Raw genomic sequence first — 19,445 nt, 5'->3', positions numbered from 1 at the left:
CGCCCATGGCCCGTCCCGACCTGCACGACCGCATCCAGTCCGCACGCGCCTTGCGCGAAGCGCAGGGGCGCCTGCGCGTGCGCCGCAGCGTCGGCCGCCGCGACGGCGTGCGCCTTGAGCTAGACGGCCGCTGGCTGACCGGCTTCTGCAGCAACGACTACCTGGGCTTGGCCCAGCAGTTCGAAGTGGTCGCGGCGCTGCAGGACGCGGCCGCGCGCGAGGGCGCCGGCGCCACCGCCTCGCACCTGGTGTGCGGCCACCACGCGCTGCACGAGGCGCTGGAACGCGAGATCGCCGACTGGCTCGGCTATCCGCAGGCGCTGCTGTTCGGCAGCGGCTTCATTGCCAACCTGGCGGTGCAGCAGGCGCTGCTGAGCGAGGAAGAAGACGTGTGCGTGCAGGACCGGCTCAACCACGCCAGCCTGCTCGACGCCAGCCGCCTGGCCGGCTGCCGCCTGCGCCGCTATCCGCACCTGGATGCCGAAGGCGCGATGCGCCAACTGAAGCACGCCGCCGACGGCGCGGCGATGCTGGCCACCGATGGCGTGTTCAGCATGGACGGCGACGTCGCCCCGCTGCGCTCGCTGGCGCTGGTGGCGCGCACGCAGCAGGCGCTGCTGTACGTGGACGACGCGCATGGCGTCGGCGTGGTCGGCCCGCATGGGCGCGGCAGCGTCGCCGAGGCCGGCCTGGGTGTGGACGACGTTCCGCTACAACTGGTGACCCTGGGCAAGGCGCTGGGCGGCTACGGCGCCGCAGTGGTCGGCGATGCGGCGCTGATCCGGCACCTGGCCGAAACCGCGCGGCCGTATCTGTACACCACCGCGCTGCCACCGGCGCAGGCCGCCGCGTCGCTGGCGGCAGTCAAGCTGGCGCGGCGCGACCAGTGGCGGCGCGAACGCCTGGTCGAACTGATCGCCCTGTTCCGTGGCGGCGCACGCCGTCATGGCCTGGAACTGATGGCTTCGGACACGCCGATCCAGCCGCTGCTGTGCGGCGAGGAGCGCACCGCGATGGCGTGGTCGACGGCGCTGGAACAGGCCGGCTACCTGGTCTCGGCGATCCGTCCACCGACCGTGCCGGAAGGCAAATCGCGGCTGCGCGTGACCCTGTCGGCCCTGCACACGCCGGCGCAGGTGCAGGCGCTGCTGGATGCGCTGGCGCTGGCCCGTGATCGCGTGGCCGCGCATCCGCCCGGCGTGCCGGCGTGAGCGCACCCGACCTCGCCGCGCGACGCGCGGTGTGGGACGCGCTGGCCGAGCTGTACCTGGACACCGCGGTCGACGCGCACCATCCGCAGATCGCCGCCGTGCTCGCCGCCTCGCCGTTCGCCACCGACGCGTTGAGGCAGATGCTGCGCGACGACGTGCATCCGCGGCTGGCGCCGAACCTGCTGACGCCGGCCGGCGCTTGGCAGGGCATCGACGGCGACTGGCTGAGCGCGGCGATCCAGCGCCGCAGCGGCGTGCGCCGCTGGTCGGCCTGGCGCACCCGCGACTATCCCCGCCGGCAGTGGCAGCTGCTGCTGCCACAGGTGCTGGCGCAGCGCGCGGCGCACTGACGCGGCAGCCGACGCCGCCTTTCCTGTTCCTTTGCGACGACGGACGACGATGCATATCGACACCCTGGGACAAGGCCCCGACCTGGTCCTGCTGCACGGCTGGGCACTGAACGGCGGCATCTTCGCACCATTGGTCGAGCGCCTGTCGGCGCAGTACCGCCTGCACCTGGTGGACCTGCCCGGGCACGGCCACAGCCGCGGCGACGACACGCCGCTGGCGCTGCCGCACGTGGTCAGCGCGATCGCCGCGGCCACGCCGCCGGCAGTGTGGTTGGGCTGGTCGCTGGGCGGACTGTTCGCGCTGCACGCCGCCGCCACGCAGCCGCAGGTACGCGGCCTGGCGATGCTTGCGGCGACACCGCGCTTCGTGCGCGGCAGCGATTGGCCGCACGCGGTAGAGCCGCAGGTATTCGAACAGTTCGGCCGCGATCTCGCCGAGGACTACCGCGGCACCCTCGACCGCTTCCTGGCACTGGACACGCTCGGCTCGGCGCACGCCCGCGCCGAACTGCGCACCCTGCGCGACGCGCTCGACGCCCGCGGCGCACCCGACCCGCACGTGCTGCAGGACGGCCTGACCCTGCTGGAACGCACCGACCTGCGCCGCGCCCTGCCCGGCCTGCGCGTGCCCAGCCTGTGGATCGGCGGCCAACGCGACCGCCTGGTCCCGCCCGCGGGCATGGAGGCTGCCGCGGCGCTAGCGCCGAACGCGCGCGCACTGATCGTCGCCGGCGGCGGCCACGCCCCGTTCCTCGGCCATGCCGACGCCGTCGCCGAAGCGCTGCGCGACTTTCTGGCGGCGCTGGACTAGCGGCGTCGCGCCGCGTGGACGATCCACGGCCGTGCCGTGGGAGCGGCGTCGGTCGCGGCGCATGTTCGGCCAATCGCGTCGCGGCTGAAGTCAATCCCATAAAAAGCCGAAATCGGAATTCTTCCGGGACCGCGGGGCGATTGCGATTGCACTGTGGGAGGGACTTCAGTCCCGACGACTGGACCTGGCGGCCTCCATTCCTCTCACCCAGACAGTCCTGCAACGCGCGGACGCATGGCATCCCGATCGCGTCCGAAGACGGTGGACTTCCCCACTCCGTTCGTCGCGACCGCATGACGGTCGACTCCCACACTGCATCACGCACCCCGTACCGACGTCAGAAAGACGCAAGCGGCTCCATCATGGAACTCAACTGTCATGCAGCCGCGACAAGCGACGCCGAAAGCCCGCTGACACCCTCCGTCGTCGGGACTGAAGTCCCTCCCACAAGGATGCCCACCCCATCCCTGCGAGAGCGGCTTCAGGACACCTCGACCCCGAAAACTCGATCTGCATCTTTCGCAACCGACTGATCCGTCTGGCGCGCACTTCTTTAAGTCGAGGTTTTTAGAGGTGCCCTTCAGTCGCGACGCATGGCAGCCGCGCGCAGCGCAGCGAAAGCCGCTCCGGCACAGGTCTTGCGCGCTCAACCGTCCTGCCGTCGCGCTGCGACGCTGGCCGCCGCAACGCCGATGTCCGATCATTGCGACTTCTTCGAAACGGAGTGCACGCATGGACCTGGGAATCGCCGGCAAGTGGGCGCTGGTCTGCGCCGCGAGCAAGGGGCTGGGACTGGGCTGCGCGCAGGCGCTGGCCCGCGAAGGCGTCCACGTGACGATCGTGGCGCGCGGCCAGGCCGGGCTGGATGCGGCCGCGGCGCAGTTGCGCGCGCTCGACGGCGGTGGCGAGGTGGTCGCGGTGGCCGCGGACATCGCCACCGAATCCGGACGCGCCGCCGCACTGGCCGCCTGCCCACAGGTCGACATCCTGATCAACAACGCCGGCGGTCCGCCGCCCGGCGATTTCCGCGAGTGGGAACGCGAGGATTGGTTGCGCGCGCTCGACGCCAACATGCTGGCGCCGATCGCATTGATCCGCGCCACCGTCGATGCGATGCAGGCGCGCGGCTTCGGCCGCATCGTCAACATCACCTCGGCCGCGGTGAAGGCGCCGATCGACAGCCTGGGCCTGTCCAACGGGGCGCGCGCCGGCCTCACCGGCTTCGTCGCCGGACTGGCGCGGCGCACGGTGGCGCACAACGTCACCATCAACAACCTGCTGCCGGGGCAGTTCGACACCGATCGCCTGCGCGGCAACATCGCCCACGCCGCACAGCGCGAGGGTGTCGACCCCGCCGCACTGGCCGAACGCAAGCGCCGGCAGATTCCGGCCGGGCGCTTCGGCACCGCGGAGGAGTTCGGCGCGGCCTGCGCCTTCCTGTGCAGCGCGCAAGCCGGTTACCTGAGTGGACAGAACCTGTTGCTGGACGGCGGCAGCTATCCGGGGACGTTCTGAAAAGCCGGGATTGGGGATTCGGGATTGGGGATTCGTAAGCCGAGATTGGCGGCGCGTGCGCAGAACGCGGCGATGCAGACGCCACAACTGGCCGCAGCGCGGCGCGGCCGGCGATAATGCGCGGATGGATCCTTCCGCGTTCGACTCCCAGCACATCCGCCGCGCGTTCGCGCGCGCCGCCGCCAGTTACGACGCCGCCGCGGCGCTACAGCGCGAGGTGCAGGGGCGCTTGCTGGAATCGCTGGACTACCTCGGCGACCGCGTCCCGCAGGTGGTGCTGGACGTGGGCAGCGGCCCGGCGCATGCCGCCGCGGCGATGAAGAAGCGCTGGCCGCGCGCGCAGGTGATCGCGCTCGACCAGGCCCTGCCGATGCTACAACAGGCCAAGCGCCAGGCCGGCTGGTGGAAGCCGTTCGGTCGCGTCTGCGCCGATGCGCGCGCGCTGCCGCTGGCCGAGCACAGCGTCGATGTGATCTTCAGCAATCTGTGCCTGCAGTGGGTCGAGGACCTGCCGGCGGTGTTCGCCGGGTTCCGCCGCGTGCTCAAGCCCGGCGGGCTGCTGCTGTGTTCCAGCTTCGGCCCGGACACGCTGATCGAACTGCGCGAGGCATTCGCCCAGGCCGACCGGACCACGCCGCATGTGAGTCGCTTCGCGCCGATCGCGCAGTTCGGCGATGCACTGATGCTGTCGGGCTTCCGCGATCCGGTGCTGGACCGCGACGTGTTCAACCTGACCTACCCGGACCTCGCCGCGTTGATGCGCGAACTGCGCGCGATCGGCGCCACCAACGCGCTGCAGGCGCGCCGCCATACCCTCACCGGCCGTGGCCGGTTCGCTGCCGCCACCGCCGCCTACGAGCCGCTGCGCGGCGCCGACGGTACCCTGCCCAGCACCTGGGAAGTGATCTACGCGCACGCCTGGGCACCGCCGCCGGGTGCGCCGATCCGCGAGGGCGGCGGCGAGATCGCCGCGGTGCCTCTGTCAGCGATCCCGATCCGCCGCCGCGGCGACTGAGCCGGGCCGCACCCGGAACAGCACCCGCCCCTGGTAGGGCACGCCGAGCGCCTGCGCGTGCATACCCTGCATGGCGATGCGTTCGGCCACCTGCGGCCAGGCCACCTCCTTGCACACCCACACGCGGCCGGCACGTGGTTGCCGCAGCAGCGTCGCCAGGTCGGCGTCGTACTCGGGACCGAAGCGCGGCGCGTCGGGCAATGGCTCCAGGCGGATCTTGCGCACCTGCGCGCCCAGTTCCAGGCGCAGGCCGTAGCGCGCCATGTCTTCGACGAACACCACCTCGCGCACCGGTGCGCCGGCACGCTGGGCGATCGCCTGCGCCCAGGCGCCGGCGTCCTTGTGTGTGGGCAGCAGCGCCAGCGCCAGCTTGAGCGCCAGCAACAACGCGCACCACGCCAGCAGCCACGGCCAGCGCCACGGCACGCGCCCCTCCTGCGCGCGCTGCCATGCCGCCAGCAGCGCCAGCGGTACGAACAGCGGCAGCACGTACAGCGGCAGCCGCGAGCGCGACAGGCACAGCACCAGCAGCGGCACCAGCAGCCACAGCGTCAGCAGCAGCGGCGCGGCCTGCTGCAGGCGCAGTGCAGGATCGCGCCACCACTGTCGCAGGTGCTGCGGCAGCTGCCAGGCCCAGCGCGCCAGCGCCGGCGTCCACGGCAGCGTGCCCAGGACCAGGATCGGCGCATACGCCACCGCCCAGCCGTACCACTGCGCGTTGCGCCCGAACGCGTCACTGGCCACACGCTTGACCACCTCGTCGCCGACGAAATACTGCAGCAATCCCGGATGGCCGTGGATCACCGCCAGATACCAGGGCAGCGCCAACACCGCGAACAGGACGATGCCGGAGATCTGCAGCGCGCGCCGCGGCGGCCCAGGCGTCACCGCGTTGAACAGCAACAGTGCCGGCAGCGGCAGCAGGCCGGGCGGGCCCTTGGTCATGAACGCCAGGGCGAAGCCGGCCCACATCGCCGCGATCCAACGCTTGCCCTGGCCGGGCGGATGCGCCCGCGCTTCGACGAAGGCCCACACCGCCAGGGTCTCGCAGGCGGCGAGCAGGAAGTCGGTGGAAATCCATTGCGACGCGCCGAACGGCGCCAGCATGGTCGCGTAGAGCAGGGCCGCCTGCGCCGGCAGTTCGGGCCGTTCGGGAAACAGCCGCGCGGCCAGGCGCCAGACCAGCAGCACGCACAGCAGATACGCCAACGCCGAGGGCAGCCGCGCCGCCCACGGCGACGGCCCGAAGACGGCAACACTGGCGGCGATCGCCCAGTAGGTCAGCGGCGGCTTGGTCCAGTGCGCCACGTCCTCGCTGCGCCGGGGCGTGAGCCAGTCGCCGCTGTGCAGCATGTTCAGCGCGACGTTGGAGTAACGGCCTTCGTCGGCGTCCCAGATCCCGCGCATGCCCAGCAGGGCCAGGGCGAGCGTGCAGGCGAGCAGCGCCACCGCGACGGCCGGGGAACGGAGCAGCGCGCGCATCGGCAGTCCTCTCGGTCGGCGCGGCGACCATAGCCGCGGCGCCTGCGGCCGCAGATGACGGCCGGCGGACAGTTCTGCGACAGCGCGAACGCGCCGGCTTCAGGCCGGCGCGCGACTCACGCGGAGACCTGCGCGATCCAGTCTTCCAGGTTGTAGTAGTTGCTGACCCGGGCGATCTTGCCGTCGCGGATGTCGAAGAACGCCCCGCCCGGCAGCACGTAGCGCTGGCCGCGCGCCTCCGGCAGGCCGGTGTCGGTGTGATGGTATTCGCCGTGCACCACGTACTCGGCCGCGGCGCGGCGACCGTCCTGCGCGGCCAGCACCACGATGTCCTGCAACTGCTCGCGGTAGCTGGCATTCATGCGCTGCAGGAAGGCGGCGAACGCCTCTTTGCCCGTCTCGCGCGCGCCCTGGTTGAGATCGTGGGCGACGTCGTCGCTGAGCATACCCAGCATGCCGTCCCAGTCGCCGCGGTTGAACGCGGCGTAATAGGCCTGGACCAGGGCGATGGCCTGATCCTGCACAGGAACTCCGTGGTTGCTCATGGCTGCCGCCCTCGGGCCGTGGAAAGGCCCATCATACGGTCTCGCCGCCGCGCTCAGGCGGCCTGCTCCAGCAGGTCGCGATGGAAGAAGTACAGCTCCTGCAGCAGGAAGCGCCAGCGGGTCTGGAAGCTGCGGAAGCGGCTGCTCGGCGTCGACGAGGCCAGCGCGTCGATCTGCAGTTCCTGGCACAACCGCAGCGCCCGCGCCATGTGCAGCGGATCGCTGACCACGATCACCCGGTGCAGGCCGTGCTCGCGCATCAGCCGGCGCGCCTCGATCAGGTTCTGCCGGGTGGTGCGCGACACCGTCTCGATCAGGATCGCGTCGGCCGGCACGTCGTGGCGCAGCGCGTAGCGCCGGGCCACCTGCGACTCGGCGAAGCGCGCGCCGTTGCCGAAGCCGCCGGTGAAGATCAGGGTCGGCGCGTAGCCGCGCTGGTACAGGTCCAGGCCGTGGCGGATGCGCTCCTCGAACACCGGCGAGGGCTTGGCGTCGTAGGCCGCCGCGCCGAGCACGATGATCGCGTCCGCCGGCGCCGCCTGGTCGCGGTCGCCGACCCAGACGATGTAGATCGCCACGCCCAGCAGCCACAGCCCCAGCAACGCCGCCAGGCGCAGCAGCCAGCGCAGCCAGCGGAAGCCGCCGCGCGCGCTCATGCCGCGCCCCACGGCAAGGCGTCCAGGTCGACGTTGCCGCCGGACAGGATCACCCCCACCCGGCGCCCGGCGAAGCGCGCCGGCTGCGCCAGTACCGCCGCCAGGGCGATCGCCGAGGACGGCTCCACCACCTGCTTGAGCACCTGCCACAGCAACCGCATCGCCGCCACGGTCGCCGCGTCCTCGACCACCAACACCTCGGCATGGCCATGCAGCAGGGCGAAGTTGGGTTCGCCGAGGCTGCCGCGCAGGCCGTCGCAGACGGTGTCCGGTTGCATGTCCACCCGGCGCTCGCCGGCGGCCAGCGAGCGCGCGGTGTCGGCGGCGCCGGCCGGCTCGGCCAGCAGCAGCTGCGCCTGTGGCGCCCGCGCCGACAGGGCCAGGCGGCTGCCCGCGGCCAGGCCGCCGCCGCCGACCGGCACCACCAGCAAATCCAGCCCGCCGCTGGCGTCCAGCAGTTCCAGCGCGGCGGTGCCCTGCCCGGCGATCACCGCCGGATCGGCATAGGGATGCACCAGGGTCGCGCCGGTGTCGCGCTGCACCTGGGCGCACAGCGCCTCGCGCGCGGCGATGCTCGGTGCGCACCGCCACAGCGTGGCGCCGTGGCGGGCGATGTTGGCGAGCTTGGCGGCGACCGCCCCCTCCGGCACCACCACATGGCAGCCGATGCCACGGGTGCGCGCGGCCAGTGCCAGGGCCGCGCCGTGGTTGCCGGAAGAGTGGGTGACCACGCCGCGCTTCGCCTGCGCCGGGTCAAGTGCCCACACCGCGTTGCAGGCACCGCGGAACTTGAACGCGCCGCCGCGCTGCAGGTGTTCGGCCTTGAAGTACAGCTGTGCGCCAGTAATGGCATCCAGCGCCTGCGAACGCAGCACCGGGGTCGGCCGCGCGTGCGCGGCAATGCGTGCGGCGGCCGCCAGGACGTCGCCGAACTCGGGCAGAAAACGTGAGACCATGCGCGAAAGGGTAGCGTATCGTCGCCAACGTGCAGCGTCCGCCAACCGTGCCGGTTCGCCGCCGTTGCGCGCAACTTAAGCGTTCAAGTGCGGCCGATGAAGTTAAGGGGGGATTCAATGCCACGGACCGAACCTGTCAGCCAGCCTGCTGGAGGGCAAACGCCATGAAACTGCGCCTGATCTGCGCCGCTGGACTGCTGGCCGCACTGGGCGGCTGCGCCACCTACGATTACGCCGGAGGCGGCGACGGTGGCTACTACCGTGGCGCCCCCTCGGTCGAATACCGCTATCCGGCCGGTTACTCCGAGTACTACTCGCCCTACGGTGCGGTGCCCTACTACGGCTACGGCCCGGCGTACTACGGCTACTACGGGTATGGCGTGCCGTATTACTACTACCGTGGCTACGACGGCCCGCGTCACCGCCCGCCACCGCGTCCGCGGCCGGACGACGGCGGTTCGCGCCCGCCTCCGCCGCCGCCCAGCGTGGGCGGTCGGGTGCCCTCGCCCTGGCGCGACATGGATCGCCTGCGCCGTCCGGACGCGCTGAATTCGGCGCCGCGGCCGCAGTCCATGCAGCCGGCGCGGCCAGCGATGCAGCGTCCGGAAGGCATGCAGCGTCCGCCGGCGCCGCGCCCCGGCAATATGGGTCGCAGCAATGGGACACGTCGCACACTCGAACCCTGAGAAAGGGCTTGCGTTCGCCTGTCCCAGCACGCACTCTACGTCCTACGGGGTGACCGTCTGCGTCGCTTTATGACCCGAAGGGGTCGACCCCACCGTCTATGTCGATGTCCGACAGGGAAATCTGGATCCCCCCTGTTCCGGCCCTGTCGGGCGTCGGCGCCTCACAACGAAAAGCCCCGGTTCGCCGGGGCTTTTCGCGTTGGGGCCTTGCCGTTGCTGGCGCGGCGCCGGCGATGCGCGAAAGACGGGCATAAAAAAGGGCCGGTAGTCCCCCGACTACCGGCCCCCAGCTCCCCCAACGTGCGCGTGACTGGCCCCTGTTCCAATTCCAGTCATACGCCCCTGACGCATTGCCACGTTGGGTGCAGTGGGAATATCTGCAGATTGCGTGCCAACTTGAGGCCCGGATCTGCAATTTGTGATGCAACCGCTAAAATTCCTGTTCCCGCCCTGGGCGATCCCGCCTGCGGCCCCCTGCTGCCGGTCCCGCGCCGGCCGACGAGACCCCGATGAGCGACTCCTTCTACCGCTATGACGTGATCGTGATCGGCGGCGGCCATGCCGGCACCGAGGCGGCGCTGGCGTCCGCGCGTGCCGGCGCGCGCACCCTGCTGCTGACCCACAACGTGGAAACGGTGGGGGCGATGAGCTGCAACCCGGCCATCGGCGGCATCGGCAAGGGCCACCTGGTCAAGGAGATCGACGCGCTGGGCGGGGCGATGGCCCAGGCCGCGGACCTGGCCGGCATCCAGTGGCGCACCCTCAACGCCTCCAAGGGCCCGGCGGTGCGCGCGACCCGCTGCCAGGCCGACCGCAACCTGTACCGCAGCGCGATCCGGCGCCTGGTCGAGGCGCAGCCGAACCTGACCCTGTTCCAGGCCGCGGTGGACGACCTGGTGATGGACGGCGAGCGCGTGCGCGGCGTGCTGACCCAGACCGGGCTGCGCTTCGAGGCCGCGGCGGTGGTGCTGACCGCCGGCACCTTCCTGGCCGGCAAGATCCACATCGGCCAGACCCAGTACGCCGGCGGCCGCGCCGGCGATCCGCCGGCCACCGCGCTGGCGCAGGCGCTGCGCGATGGCCGCTTCGGCGTGGACCGGCTCAAGACCGGCACCCCGCCGCGCATCGACGGGCGCAGCCTGGACTACACGGCGATGGAGGAACAGCCCGGCGACGATCCGCTGCCGGTGATGTCCTTCCTGGGCGAGGTCGCCCAGCATCCGCGCCAGGTCTCGTGCTGGATCACCCACACCACCGAGCGCACCCACGCCATCATCCGCGGCGCGCTGGACCGCTCGCCGCTGTACACCGGGCAGATCGAGGGCATCGGCCCGCGCTACTGCCCCTCGATCGAGGACAAGGTGGTGCGCTTCGCCGAAAAGGCCAGCCACCAGATCTTCGTCGAGCCGGAAGGCCTGGACGTGGTCGAGATCTACCCCAACGGCATCTCCACCTCGCTGCCGTTCGACGTGCAGCTGGAGCTGGTGCGCTCGATCCGCGGCTTCGAGCGCGCCCACATCACCCGCCCCGGCTACGCCATCGAATACGACTTCTTCGACCCGCGCGGGCTCAAGGCCTCGCTGGAGACCAAGGCCATGCCCGGGCTGTTCTTCGCCGGGCAGATCAACGGCACCACCGGCTACGAGGAAGCCGCCGCGCAGGGCCTGATCGCCGGCCTCAACGCCGCGCGCCAGGTGCGCGGGCTGGAGCCGTGGTCGCCGCGCCGCGACCAGGCCTACATCGGTGTGCTGATCGACGACCTGATCACCCACGGCACCAGCGAGCCGTACCGCATGTTCACCAGCCGCGCCGAGTACCGGCTGCAGTTGCGCGAGGACAACGCCGACGCGCGCCTGACCGGGATCGGCCACGACCTGGGCATCGTCGATGCAACGCGCTGGGCGCGCTTCCAGGCCAAGCAGGAGGCGGTGGCACGCGAGAATGAGCGCCTGCGCGCGCTGTGGGCCACGCCGGGCAACGCGCTGGGCCGCGAGGTCGCGGCCACGCTGGGCGTGGCGGTGAGCCGCGAAACCAATGTGCTGGACCTGATCAAGCGCCCGGAGCTGGACTACGCCGCGCTGATGCGGGTGCCGTCGCTGGGCCCGGGCGTGGCCGATACGCAGGTGGCCGAGCAGGTGGAGATCGGCATCAAGTACGCCGGCTACCTGGACCGCCAGCGCGAAGAGATCGCGCGCCAGCAGCGCCACGAAGACACCCCGATCCCGGCCACGTTCGACTACGCGCAGGTGCGCGGGCTGTCGGCCGAAGTGCAGCAGAAGCTCGAGCGCGTGCGTCCGCAGACCGTAGGCCAGGCGCAGCGCATCCCCGGCATGACCCCGGCCGCGATCTCGCTGCTGCTGGTGCACTTGGAACGGGCGCGGCGCAGCCGGGTGGCGTGATCTGCCCCGGACGCGCATCGCCCGCGGCATTCGCGTAGGCGTCCACTGTCATGCAGCCGCGACAAGCGAAGCCGAAAGCCGACTGACACCCGCCGTCGTCGGGACTGAAGTCCCTCCCACAGTGCAGTCCTCCGACAAGGCGAGTGCCGCACCTGCGGGAGCGGCTTCAGCCGCGACGAGCGGAGTGGGCCGGCGATCGGACCTCGGAGCGCTCGGGTCCGAAGTCCCTCCCAGAACAAGCAGTTCGACAGGTCCGTGCCGGCAACCGACCGTGCATCGTTAGGAGTCCCCTGTCTTCAGCCGCGACAGGTTCCCTTAACGCCTGCCGCGGCTGAAGCCGCTACTACAGCATGCGGGCGGTACACGGCGCGATGCATTGCGATCGCGCCGTGCGGCATTCAGTCCCGGACGACCACCGGCAGCAGACGCTGTCGCAGCAGCAGCGCCGCCAGGTCCAGGGTTTCGCCGGCCACGCGCATGACGCCGCCCATGTTGATGAAGCCGTGGATCATGCCGGGGTGGACACGCACCAGGGTTTCCACGCCCGCCTCGCGCAGGCGCTGCGCGTAGTGCAGGCCTTCGTCGTGCAGCGCGTCGCGGTCGGCCAGTACCACCAGCGCCGGGGCGACGCCGGCCACGTCCGGCGCGACCACCGGCGAGATGCGCCAGTCCGACCCAAGCGACGGGTCGGGCAGATACTGATTGTCGAAGAAGCGCATCGCCGCTTCGGTCAGCGGCGGGATGCCGGCGTTGTGTACGCGCGAGGGGAAGGGATTGTCCGGGCGCACGTCGGTGAGCGGATAGATCAGGATCTGGCAGCGCAGGGCGATGCCGGCATCGCGCGCGGCCAGCGCGGCGCTCGCCGCCAGGGCGCCGCCCATGCTGTCGCCGGCGACGGCCAGGCGCTGCGCATCGGCGCCGACCTCGCCCGGGTGCGCGGCCAACCAGTGCAACACGGCGATCACGTCCTCGATGCCGGCCGGCGCCGGATGCTCGGGCGCCAGCCGGTAGTCCACCGCTAGCACCTGGCAGCCGGCACGCGCTGCCAGTTGTCGGCACACGTCGTCGTGCGAGTCGAGGTCGCCGACCACGCCGCCACCGCCATGCGCGTAGAGGCAGGTCGGCGCCGGGCCTGCGTCGAGGCCGTGCGGCCGGTACAGGCGCAGCGGAATCGGCGTGGCCGGACCCGGCGCCTGCAGGTCGCGGACCTCTGCCATTTCCAAACGCGCGAAACCGAACTGCGCAGCGACGCCACGCATCATCGCCCGCGCCTCGGGCAAGGGCAGTTCCTCCATCGGTGGCTGCCCGGACTGCTGCGCCAGGGCGAAGAAACGGACGACGTCTGGATCGAAATACATGGGTGGCCCTCCCAGGGCGGCTGCACAAGCGGCGTCGGCCAAATTGTTATTGCCGATAACCATTTTCGCAAATAAGCGAAATGGAACGACCATCACGGCGCTTGGCGGGTCAGCGGCAGGTGGCCGGTCGCGGTGGCGAAGAGGTGTGCGCAATGCAGGCGTGGCAAGGCTTCGCGCGGCTTGCGGCGCACACTGGCCGGTATCGCACCTGCACCGCCGCCGCATTGCAGCGCAGCATGGGCGTGCGCGAATGGGGCTCGCGCCACGGCGTGCCACCTATTCCCAGGTGCGCCGCGTCGAGGTTGGCGAGCGTCCGCTGGCGTTGTGGGTCGCAGCGCCCGCTTGGCGTCCGGTCACGCCGCGCTGTGTCGGCGGCGCGTTGATCAGCCCCAACCGAAGGGCACGGTCGCGCGCCTGTGGTCACGTGGCGATATTGGATTCGGTGCAATCGCACAGGCCCCGATTGAGCAGATCAGCCGATACGTTCAGTCTCGCCGAGGCCATGGGCGCCTTGCAGGCGGCCGTGGGGCTGCTGCATGCGGTCGCCCAGGCAGAGAGACTGGGCCACGTGCTCGTTTACGGCACGGCATGCTCGCGGGAGGAATGACAGCCCTAGTCGTCCTGCTCGGCGGCCTCGCGGCCCTGCTGGCGGATGATGGCTTCCTGCCGCGCGTCCTCGATCGAGGCGCGCACCGCGCGTACGTCGGCACGGCGGGTATCGAAGGTGAAGCGGCCGGTGAGCACGCTGTCCGGGCGCAGCGTGCCCTTCTCGTACAGCGCCCACATCTCCTCGCCGTAATGGGTGGCGTTGAGCTCGGGCGCGAAGCGGCCCAGGCAGTCGCGCAGGTTGTGCACGTCGCGCAGCAGCATGGTGCGGGCGGCGTTGTTGCCGGCGGCGCTCACCACCTGCGGGAAATCGATCACCACCGGGCCATCGGCGCCGACCAGCACGTTGTATTCGGACAGATCGCCATGGACCAGGCCCAGGCACAGCATCTTCACCACGTCGCCGACCAACTGCGTGTGGAAGGCCTCCGCCTGCGCCGGTTCCAGCTCGACTTCGCCCAGCCGCGGCGCGCTCTGGCCGTCGGCATCGGTGACCAGGTCCATCAGCAGCACGCCATGGAAGTAGCCGCGCGGCTGCGGCACGTGCACGCCGGCATCGACCAGCTGGTACAGGGCGTTGGCCTCGGTGTCCTTCCACGCGGCTTCCTGCTCGCGGCGGCCGAACTTGCTGGCCTTGCCGATCGCCCGCGCCTGGCGGCTGCCGCGCACCTTGCGCCCTTCCTGGTACTGCACGCGGGCCTGGAAGCTGCGCTGCGCCATGTCCTTGTAGACCTTGGCGCAGAGCACGTCGTCACCGGCCTGGACCACGTAGACCGCGGCCTCCTTGCCGCTCTTGAGCGGGCGCAGCACGCCGTCGATGACGCCATCGTCGATCAGCGGCTGCAGGCTCGGGGGGATCTTCATCAGATACGGGCACCTTGGGGTGGAGCCGGGATTATGGCCCACCCCCGCGCCGCGCCCGTCGACAAACAATCGCAGCGCCGGCGTGCGCCGGCGGAGTAGAGTGACGGCCACGGTCGCCGCCAGTGCGGCAGAGTCCGGGTTTCCACAGCATGAACGTCACGAGGGTGTCATGAGCAAGGGCATGGATCAGAAGAAGAGCGAGAAGAAGCAGCCGACCAAGACGCTGAAGGAAAAGCGCGCGGCCAAGCAGGAAAAGAAGAAGGGCTGAGTGGATCCGGCCCCGCCGCAACGCTGCGGACGGGGTCGGACACAGCGCGGACGGCGCCGATGGACGGAAGCGTCCATGCCGTCCGCGGAGGGACCACGCCGCCCCGCGGCGTGGGCAGCTTGGCCATGCAGCGCTGCGTCCGCGTTGCTGCTTGCCGCCGTGCTCAGGGCGCGGCGGCCTGGGCGTCGGCGCCGCCGCCGAGCACCTGGTACAGGGTGACGCGGTTGCTGGCGTCCTGCAGGCGCAGCGCGATCAGCGCCTGCTGCGCGGCAAACAGCGAACGCTGCGCATCCAGCACCGGCAGGTGGCCGTCCAGGCCGGCGCGGTAGCGCGCGTCGGCCAGGGTGTAGCTGCGCTGGCTGGCGTCGACCAGGGCCTGCTGCGCGGTCAGCTGCGACTGCAGGTGATCGCGCGTGGCCAGGGCGTCGGCCACTTCGGCGAAGGCCGACTGGATCGCCTTCTCGTACTGCGCCACGGCGATGTCCTTGCCGAGCTTGGAGGCGTCCAGCGAGGCCTTCAGCGCACCGGCGTGGAAGATCGGCGCGGTGATGCTGGGCACGAACGACCAGGTGCGGCTGCCGGCGGAGAACAGCGTGGACAGCGCATCGCTGCTGCGCCCGGTGGACGCGGTCAGGCTCAGCGACGGGAAGAACGCCGCGCGCGCGGCGCCGATGTCGGCATTGGCCGCCTGCAAGGTGTGCTCGGCGGCGAGCACGTCCGGACGCTGCAGCAACACCATCGAGGACAGGTGCGCCGGCAGCGGCGCCAGTGCGACGCTGCCCTGCATGGCCTGCGCGGTGGGCAGCAGCGCCGCATCGACCGGTGCGCCCACCAGCAGTTGCAACGCATCGCGCGCCTGCGCCAGCTGGGTGGCGGCGCTGGCGACGGCGACACGTGCCGACTCCACGCTGGTCTGCTGCTGCGCCAGGTCCAGCCCGGACGCGCTGCCGATGTCGTGCCGACGCTCGGTTAGTTGCAGGGTCTGGGTCTGGCTGTCCAGGGTCTGCTGCGCCAGGTCCAGTTGTTCCTGGTCCGCGCCCACCGTCAGCCATGCCGCGGCGACCTGGGCAACCAGGGTCAGGCGCACGTTGCGCTGATTCTCGGCGCTGGACAGCCAGTTCTGCAGGGCCTCCTGCTTGAGGCTGCGCAATTGTCCGAACAGATCCAACTGCCAGCTGCTGAGCCCGACCTGCAGCGTGTCGCTGGTGCTGACCTCGGGAACGCCGTCGTCGTTGCTGGCGGCGCTGGTGCGACTGCGGTTCACGCTGGCGTTGGCATCGAACGACGGCAACTGCGCGGCGCGCTGGAGGCGGTACTGCGCGCGCGCCTTGTCGATGGACAGCATCGCCACGCGCAGGTCGCGGTTGTTCTGCAACGCCAGCGCGATGGTCTGGCGCAGCCGCGGATCCAGGAACACCTGCTGCCAGTCCGGCATCGCCAGGGTATCGGTGGCGGTGCCCGCGACGGGCGCCGCGTCGACCGCCGCCAGATCGGCCGGCACCGGCGCCGCCGGGCGCACGTAGGTCGGCGCCAGGGTGCAGCCGGAGAGGGCCAGCAGCGTGGCCACCGCCACGCTCATGCGCGATGCGGCGCTCATGCCTGCGTCTCCGAGTGGGCGACCGACGGCCCGGGGAACATCCGCCGCACGATCACGTAGAACAGCGGCACGAAGAACAGGCCCAGGGTGATCGAGGCCAGGGTGCCGCCGGTGACGCCAGTGCCCAGCGAGTGGCGCGCGGCCGAGCCGGCGCCCTTGCTGAACACCAGCGGCAGCACGCCGAGCAGGAACGCCAGCGAGGTCATCAGGATCGGCCGCAGACGCATCTGCACCGCGTGCAGGGTGGCGGCGAGCAGGCTTTCGCCGCGGTGCTCGAGGTCGCGCGCAAACTCGACGATGAGGATGCCGTTCTTCGCCGCCAGGCCCACCGTGGTCAGCAGGCCTACCTGGAAGTAGACGTCGTTCTCCAGGCCGCGCAAGGTCATCAGCAACACCGCGCCGAACACGCCCACCGGCACCGCCAGCATCACCGCGAACGGGATCGACCAGCTCTCGTACAACGCCACCAGGCACAGGAACACGAACAGCAGCGAGATCCCGTACAGCGCCGGCGCCTGGTTGGCCGACAGCTTTTCCTGATAGGCCATGTCCGACCACGCGTAGCCGAAGCCGTGCGGCAGTTGCTTGCTCAGTTCGGCCATCGCGTCCATCGCCGCGCCGGAGCTGACCCCGGGCACCGCCTGGCCGGTCAGCTCCATCGCCGACACGCCGTTGTAGCGCTCCAGCGCCGCCGGCGCGCTGGTCCAGTGCGAGCGGGTGAACGCCGACATCGGCACCATGTCGCCGCCGCCGTTGCGCACCGTCCAGCGGTCCAGATCCTGCGGCGCCATGCGTGCGTCGGCATCGCCCTGCACGTAGACCTTCTTGATGCGGCCCTTGTAGATGAAGTTGTTGACGAAGTCGCCGCCGAGCGCGCTATTGAGCGTGGCGTTGATGTCGCCCGGGTCCACGCCCAGCGCCTGCGCCTTGGCGTCGTCGATCTTGACCGCGTACACCGGCGCGTCTTCCAGGCTGGCGTAGCGCACGTTCATCAGCTTGGGATCGTGCTGGGCCAGCCGCAGCAGCTTGTCGCGCGCGGCGACCAGGGCGGCGTGACCGGCGCCTTCGTAGTCCATCAGTTCGAAGGTGAAACCGGAGGCGTCGCCGAGGCCGGTGATCGCCGGTGGCGAGGTCACGAACAGCTCCGCGTCGGGCACGTCGGCCAGCGCCTTGTTCAGATGGTCGGCGATGGTCGCCGCATCGTCGTCGCGGTCGTCCCAGTCCTTCAGGCGCACGAACGCCATGCCGACGTTCTGGCCGGCGCCGGTGACGCTGAAGCCGGCCGATGACAGCACCGAACGCACGCCGGGATCCTTCAGCGCGGCCTTGGTCAGCCGGTCGGTCACCGCCAGGGTCTGCTCCAGGGTGGAGCCGGCCGGCAGCTTGACCAGCACGTTGAGCATGCCCTCGTCCTCGTCGGGCAGGAACGCGCCGGGCAGGCGCCACAGCAGCAGGCCGGTGACCGCGATCAGCAGCGCATAGGCGATCAGGCCCAGCGCGCGTCGGCCCAGCACCCGCTCGACCAGTGTGCGGTAGCGCTCGGACAGGTGCCGGAAGCGGGTGTTGAACCAGACGAAGAACCAGCCCAGGCGGCCGTGCGACCCGATCGGCGCCTCGCCCTGGTGCAGCGGCTTGAGGATGGTCACGCACAGTGCCGGGGTCAGGGTCATCGCCACCAGCACCGACAGGATCATCGAAGCGGCGATGGTGATGGAGAACTGCCGGTAGATCACGCCGGTGACGCCATTGAAGAACGCCATCGGCACGAACACCGCGGTCAGCACCAGCACGATGCCGACCAGGGCGCCGCCGATCTGCTGCATCGAGCGCAGCGTCGCCTCCTTCGGCGGCAGGCCTTCCTGGCCCATGACCCGCTCCACGTTCTCCACCACCACGATGGCGTCGTCGACCAGCAGGCCGATCGCCAGCACCATCGCGAACATGGTCAGGGTATTGATGGAGTAACCGAAGGCGGCGAGCACGCCGAAGGTGCCCATCAGCACCACCGGCACGGCGATGGTCGGGATCAGCGTGGCGCGCCAGTTCTGCAGGAACAGGTACATCACCGCGACCACCAGCAACACCGCTTCGATCAGGGTGATGACCACTTCCTTGATCGAGGTGGTGACGAACGGGGTGGTGCTGAAGGCGATGTGGTAGTTGAAGCCGTGCGGCCAGTACTGCTTGAGTTCCTGCAGGCGCTGGTCGATGGCCTTGGAGGTTTCCACCGCGTTGGCGTCGGAGTTGAGCTCGATGCCCAGCGAGGCCGAGGGCTTGCCGTTGAAGCGGGTGATGCTGTCGTAGGTCTCCGGGCCCAGGCCGATCTTGGCCACGTCCGACAGGTGCACGGCGGCGCCGCTGGCGTCGCTCTTGAGCACGATCGCACCGAACTGCGCGGGGGTCTGCAGGCGGCTGCGGGTGGTCACGGTGGCGTCCAGGCGCTGCCCGCGCAGCGCCGGCTGGCCGCCGATCTCGCCGGCCGACACGTCGGTGTTCTGCGACTGCAGCGCGTTCTCCACGTCCGAGGGCATCAGCGCGTACTTGCGCAGCTTCTCCGGGTCCAGCCAGATGCGCATGGCGTATTCCGAGCCCATCGGCTGGATGTTGCCGACGCCGCTGACGCGGCTGATCTGGTCGTCGATGTTCGATTCCATGTAGTTGGCGACATCGAAGTTGTCCATGCTGCCGTCGTCGGACGTGAACGCCACCACCTCGAACAGCGAGCCGCTGGACTTGGTGATGACCAGGCCGTTCTGCTGCACCGCCTGCGGCAACACCGACATCACCGACTGCAACTGGTTCTGCACCTGCACCTGCGCGGTGTCGGCATTGGTGCCGGTCTCGAACACCAGATTGACCTGCGCGCTGCCGTCCGAGGCGCTGGTGGAGGTCATGTACAGCAGGTGGTCCAGGCTCTGCTGCGACTGCTCGATCAGCTGGGTGACGGTGTTCTCCACCGTCTGCGCCGAGGCGCCGGTGTAGGTGGCGCGCACGGTGATGGTGGGCGGCGCCATGTGCGGATAGCGTTCGACCGGCAGCCCATGGATGGCCAGCATGCCGATCAGGACGATGACGATGGCCATGACCCAGGCCACCACCGGGTGGTTGACGAAGAAGCGCGACATG

Annotated in this window: 15 protein-coding genes; 7 read left to right on the top strand and 8 right to left on the bottom strand. The window is 70.6% G+C overall.

All coding sequences use genetic code 11. The features are described from left to right. The first annotated feature begins 5 nt into the window (after nt 1–5). The 5 genes from bioF (at nt 6) to bioC (ending at nt 4,902) form a co-directional block, all read left to right on the top strand. Nucleotides 6–1,211, top strand: a complete 1,206-nt coding sequence (gene bioF, locus QN245_RS02085) for an 8-amino-7-oxononanoate synthase (protein ID WP_317844426.1) — start codon at nt 6–8, stop codon at nt 1,209–1,211. Next, nucleotides 1,208–1,561, top strand: a complete 354-nt coding sequence (locus tag QN245_RS02080; protein ID WP_317844425.1) for a DUF7079 family protein — start codon at nt 1,208–1,210, stop codon at nt 1,559–1,561. Before bioF ends, QN245_RS02080 begins: the two co-directional genes overlap by 4 nt. A 49-nt stretch (nt 1,562–1,610) precedes the next feature. Beyond that, a complete protein-coding gene (gene bioH / locus QN245_RS02075) occupies nt 1,611–2,372 on the top strand; it encodes a pimeloyl-ACP methyl ester esterase BioH (protein WP_317844424.1) in 762 nt (253 codons plus the stop codon). A gap of 732 nt (nt 2,373–3,104) precedes the next feature. Further along, nucleotides 3,105–3,887, top strand: coding sequence for an SDR family oxidoreductase (locus QN245_RS02070; RefSeq protein ID WP_184450044.1), 783 nt, complete (start codon nt 3,105–3,107; stop codon nt 3,885–3,887). 124 nt (nt 3,888–4,011) lie between these two features. Next, on the top strand, nt 4,012–4,902 hold the full coding sequence (gene bioC, locus QN245_RS02065) for a malonyl-ACP O-methyltransferase BioC (RefSeq protein ID WP_184450042.1): 891 nt from the start codon (nt 4,012–4,014) through the stop codon (nt 4,900–4,902). Here the strand turns inward: bioC and QN245_RS02060 are convergent. The 4 genes from QN245_RS02060 to QN245_RS02045 form a co-directional block, all read right to left on the bottom strand. After that, a complete protein-coding gene (locus QN245_RS02060; protein WP_317844423.1) occupies nt 4,870–6,384 on the bottom strand; it encodes an ArnT family glycosyltransferase in 1,515 nt (504 codons plus the stop codon). The two genes, bioC and QN245_RS02060, sit on opposite strands and share 33 nt — an antisense overlap. A gap of 116 nt (nt 6,385–6,500) precedes the next feature. Continuing rightward, nucleotides 6,501–6,929: a ketosteroid isomerase-related protein gene (locus QN245_RS02055; protein ID WP_160968694.1), complete on the bottom strand. Its 429-nt coding sequence runs from the start codon at nt 6,927–6,929 to the stop codon at nt 6,501–6,503. 53 nt (nt 6,930–6,982) lie between these two features. Further along, entirely contained in the window at nt 6,983–7,597 is a 615-nt protein-coding gene (locus tag QN245_RS02050; RefSeq protein WP_425612900.1) for a YdcF family protein, read from the bottom strand. Beyond that, nucleotides 7,582–8,541 (bottom strand): pyridoxal-phosphate dependent enzyme, encoded by a 960-nt coding sequence (locus tag QN245_RS02045; RefSeq protein ID WP_317844422.1) that lies wholly within the window; start codon nt 8,539–8,541, stop codon nt 7,582–7,584. Before QN245_RS02045 ends, QN245_RS02050 begins: the two co-directional genes overlap by 16 nt. A gap of 164 nt (nt 8,542–8,705) precedes the next feature. Between QN245_RS02045 and QN245_RS02040 the strand changes: the two genes are divergently transcribed. Both QN245_RS02040 and mnmG read left to right on the top strand, forming a co-directional pair. After that, nucleotides 8,706–9,227: a hypothetical protein gene (locus QN245_RS02040; protein WP_160968700.1), complete on the top strand. Its 522-nt coding sequence runs from the start codon at nt 8,706–8,708 to the stop codon at nt 9,225–9,227. Between the two features lie 509 nt (nt 9,228–9,736). After that, on the top strand, nt 9,737–11,626 hold the full coding sequence (gene mnmG / locus QN245_RS02035) for a tRNA uridine-5-carboxymethylaminomethyl(34) synthesis enzyme MnmG (protein ID WP_184647324.1): 1,890 nt from the start codon (nt 9,737–9,739) through the stop codon (nt 11,624–11,626). A 398-nt stretch (nt 11,627–12,024) separates the two neighbouring features. Here the strand turns inward: mnmG and QN245_RS02030 are convergent, their stop codons facing one another. The 4 genes from QN245_RS02030 to QN245_RS02015 form a co-directional block, all read right to left on the bottom strand. Further along, nucleotides 12,025–12,984: an alpha/beta hydrolase gene (locus tag QN245_RS02030; RefSeq protein ID WP_317844421.1), complete on the bottom strand. Its 960-nt coding sequence runs from the start codon at nt 12,982–12,984 to the stop codon at nt 12,025–12,027. Nucleotides 12,985–13,596: 612 nt separating this feature from the next. Beyond that, nucleotides 13,597–14,454, bottom strand: coding sequence for a PA4780 family RIO1-like protein kinase (locus tag QN245_RS02025; protein ID WP_184450029.1), 858 nt, complete (start codon nt 14,452–14,454; stop codon nt 13,597–13,599). A gap of 431 nt (nt 14,455–14,885) precedes the next feature. Further along, on the bottom strand, nt 14,886–16,319 hold the full coding sequence (locus tag QN245_RS02020) for an efflux transporter outer membrane subunit (RefSeq protein ID WP_317844420.1): 1,434 nt from the start codon (nt 16,317–16,319) through the stop codon (nt 14,886–14,888). Next, complete coding sequence (locus QN245_RS02015; protein WP_317844419.1) at nt 16,316–19,444, bottom strand: efflux RND transporter permease subunit; 3,129 nt, start codon at nt 19,442–19,444, stop codon at nt 16,316–16,318. Before QN245_RS02015 ends, QN245_RS02020 begins: the two co-directional genes overlap by 4 nt. Nucleotide 19,445: the final 1 nt, after the last annotated feature.

The organism is Xanthomonas rydalmerensis (assembly GCF_033170385.1).
Lineage (GTDB): Bacteria > Pseudomonadota > Gammaproteobacteria > Xanthomonadales > Xanthomonadaceae > Xanthomonas_A > Xanthomonas_A rydalmerensis.
This window is presented reverse-complemented; position numbering and strand designations above follow the sequence as displayed.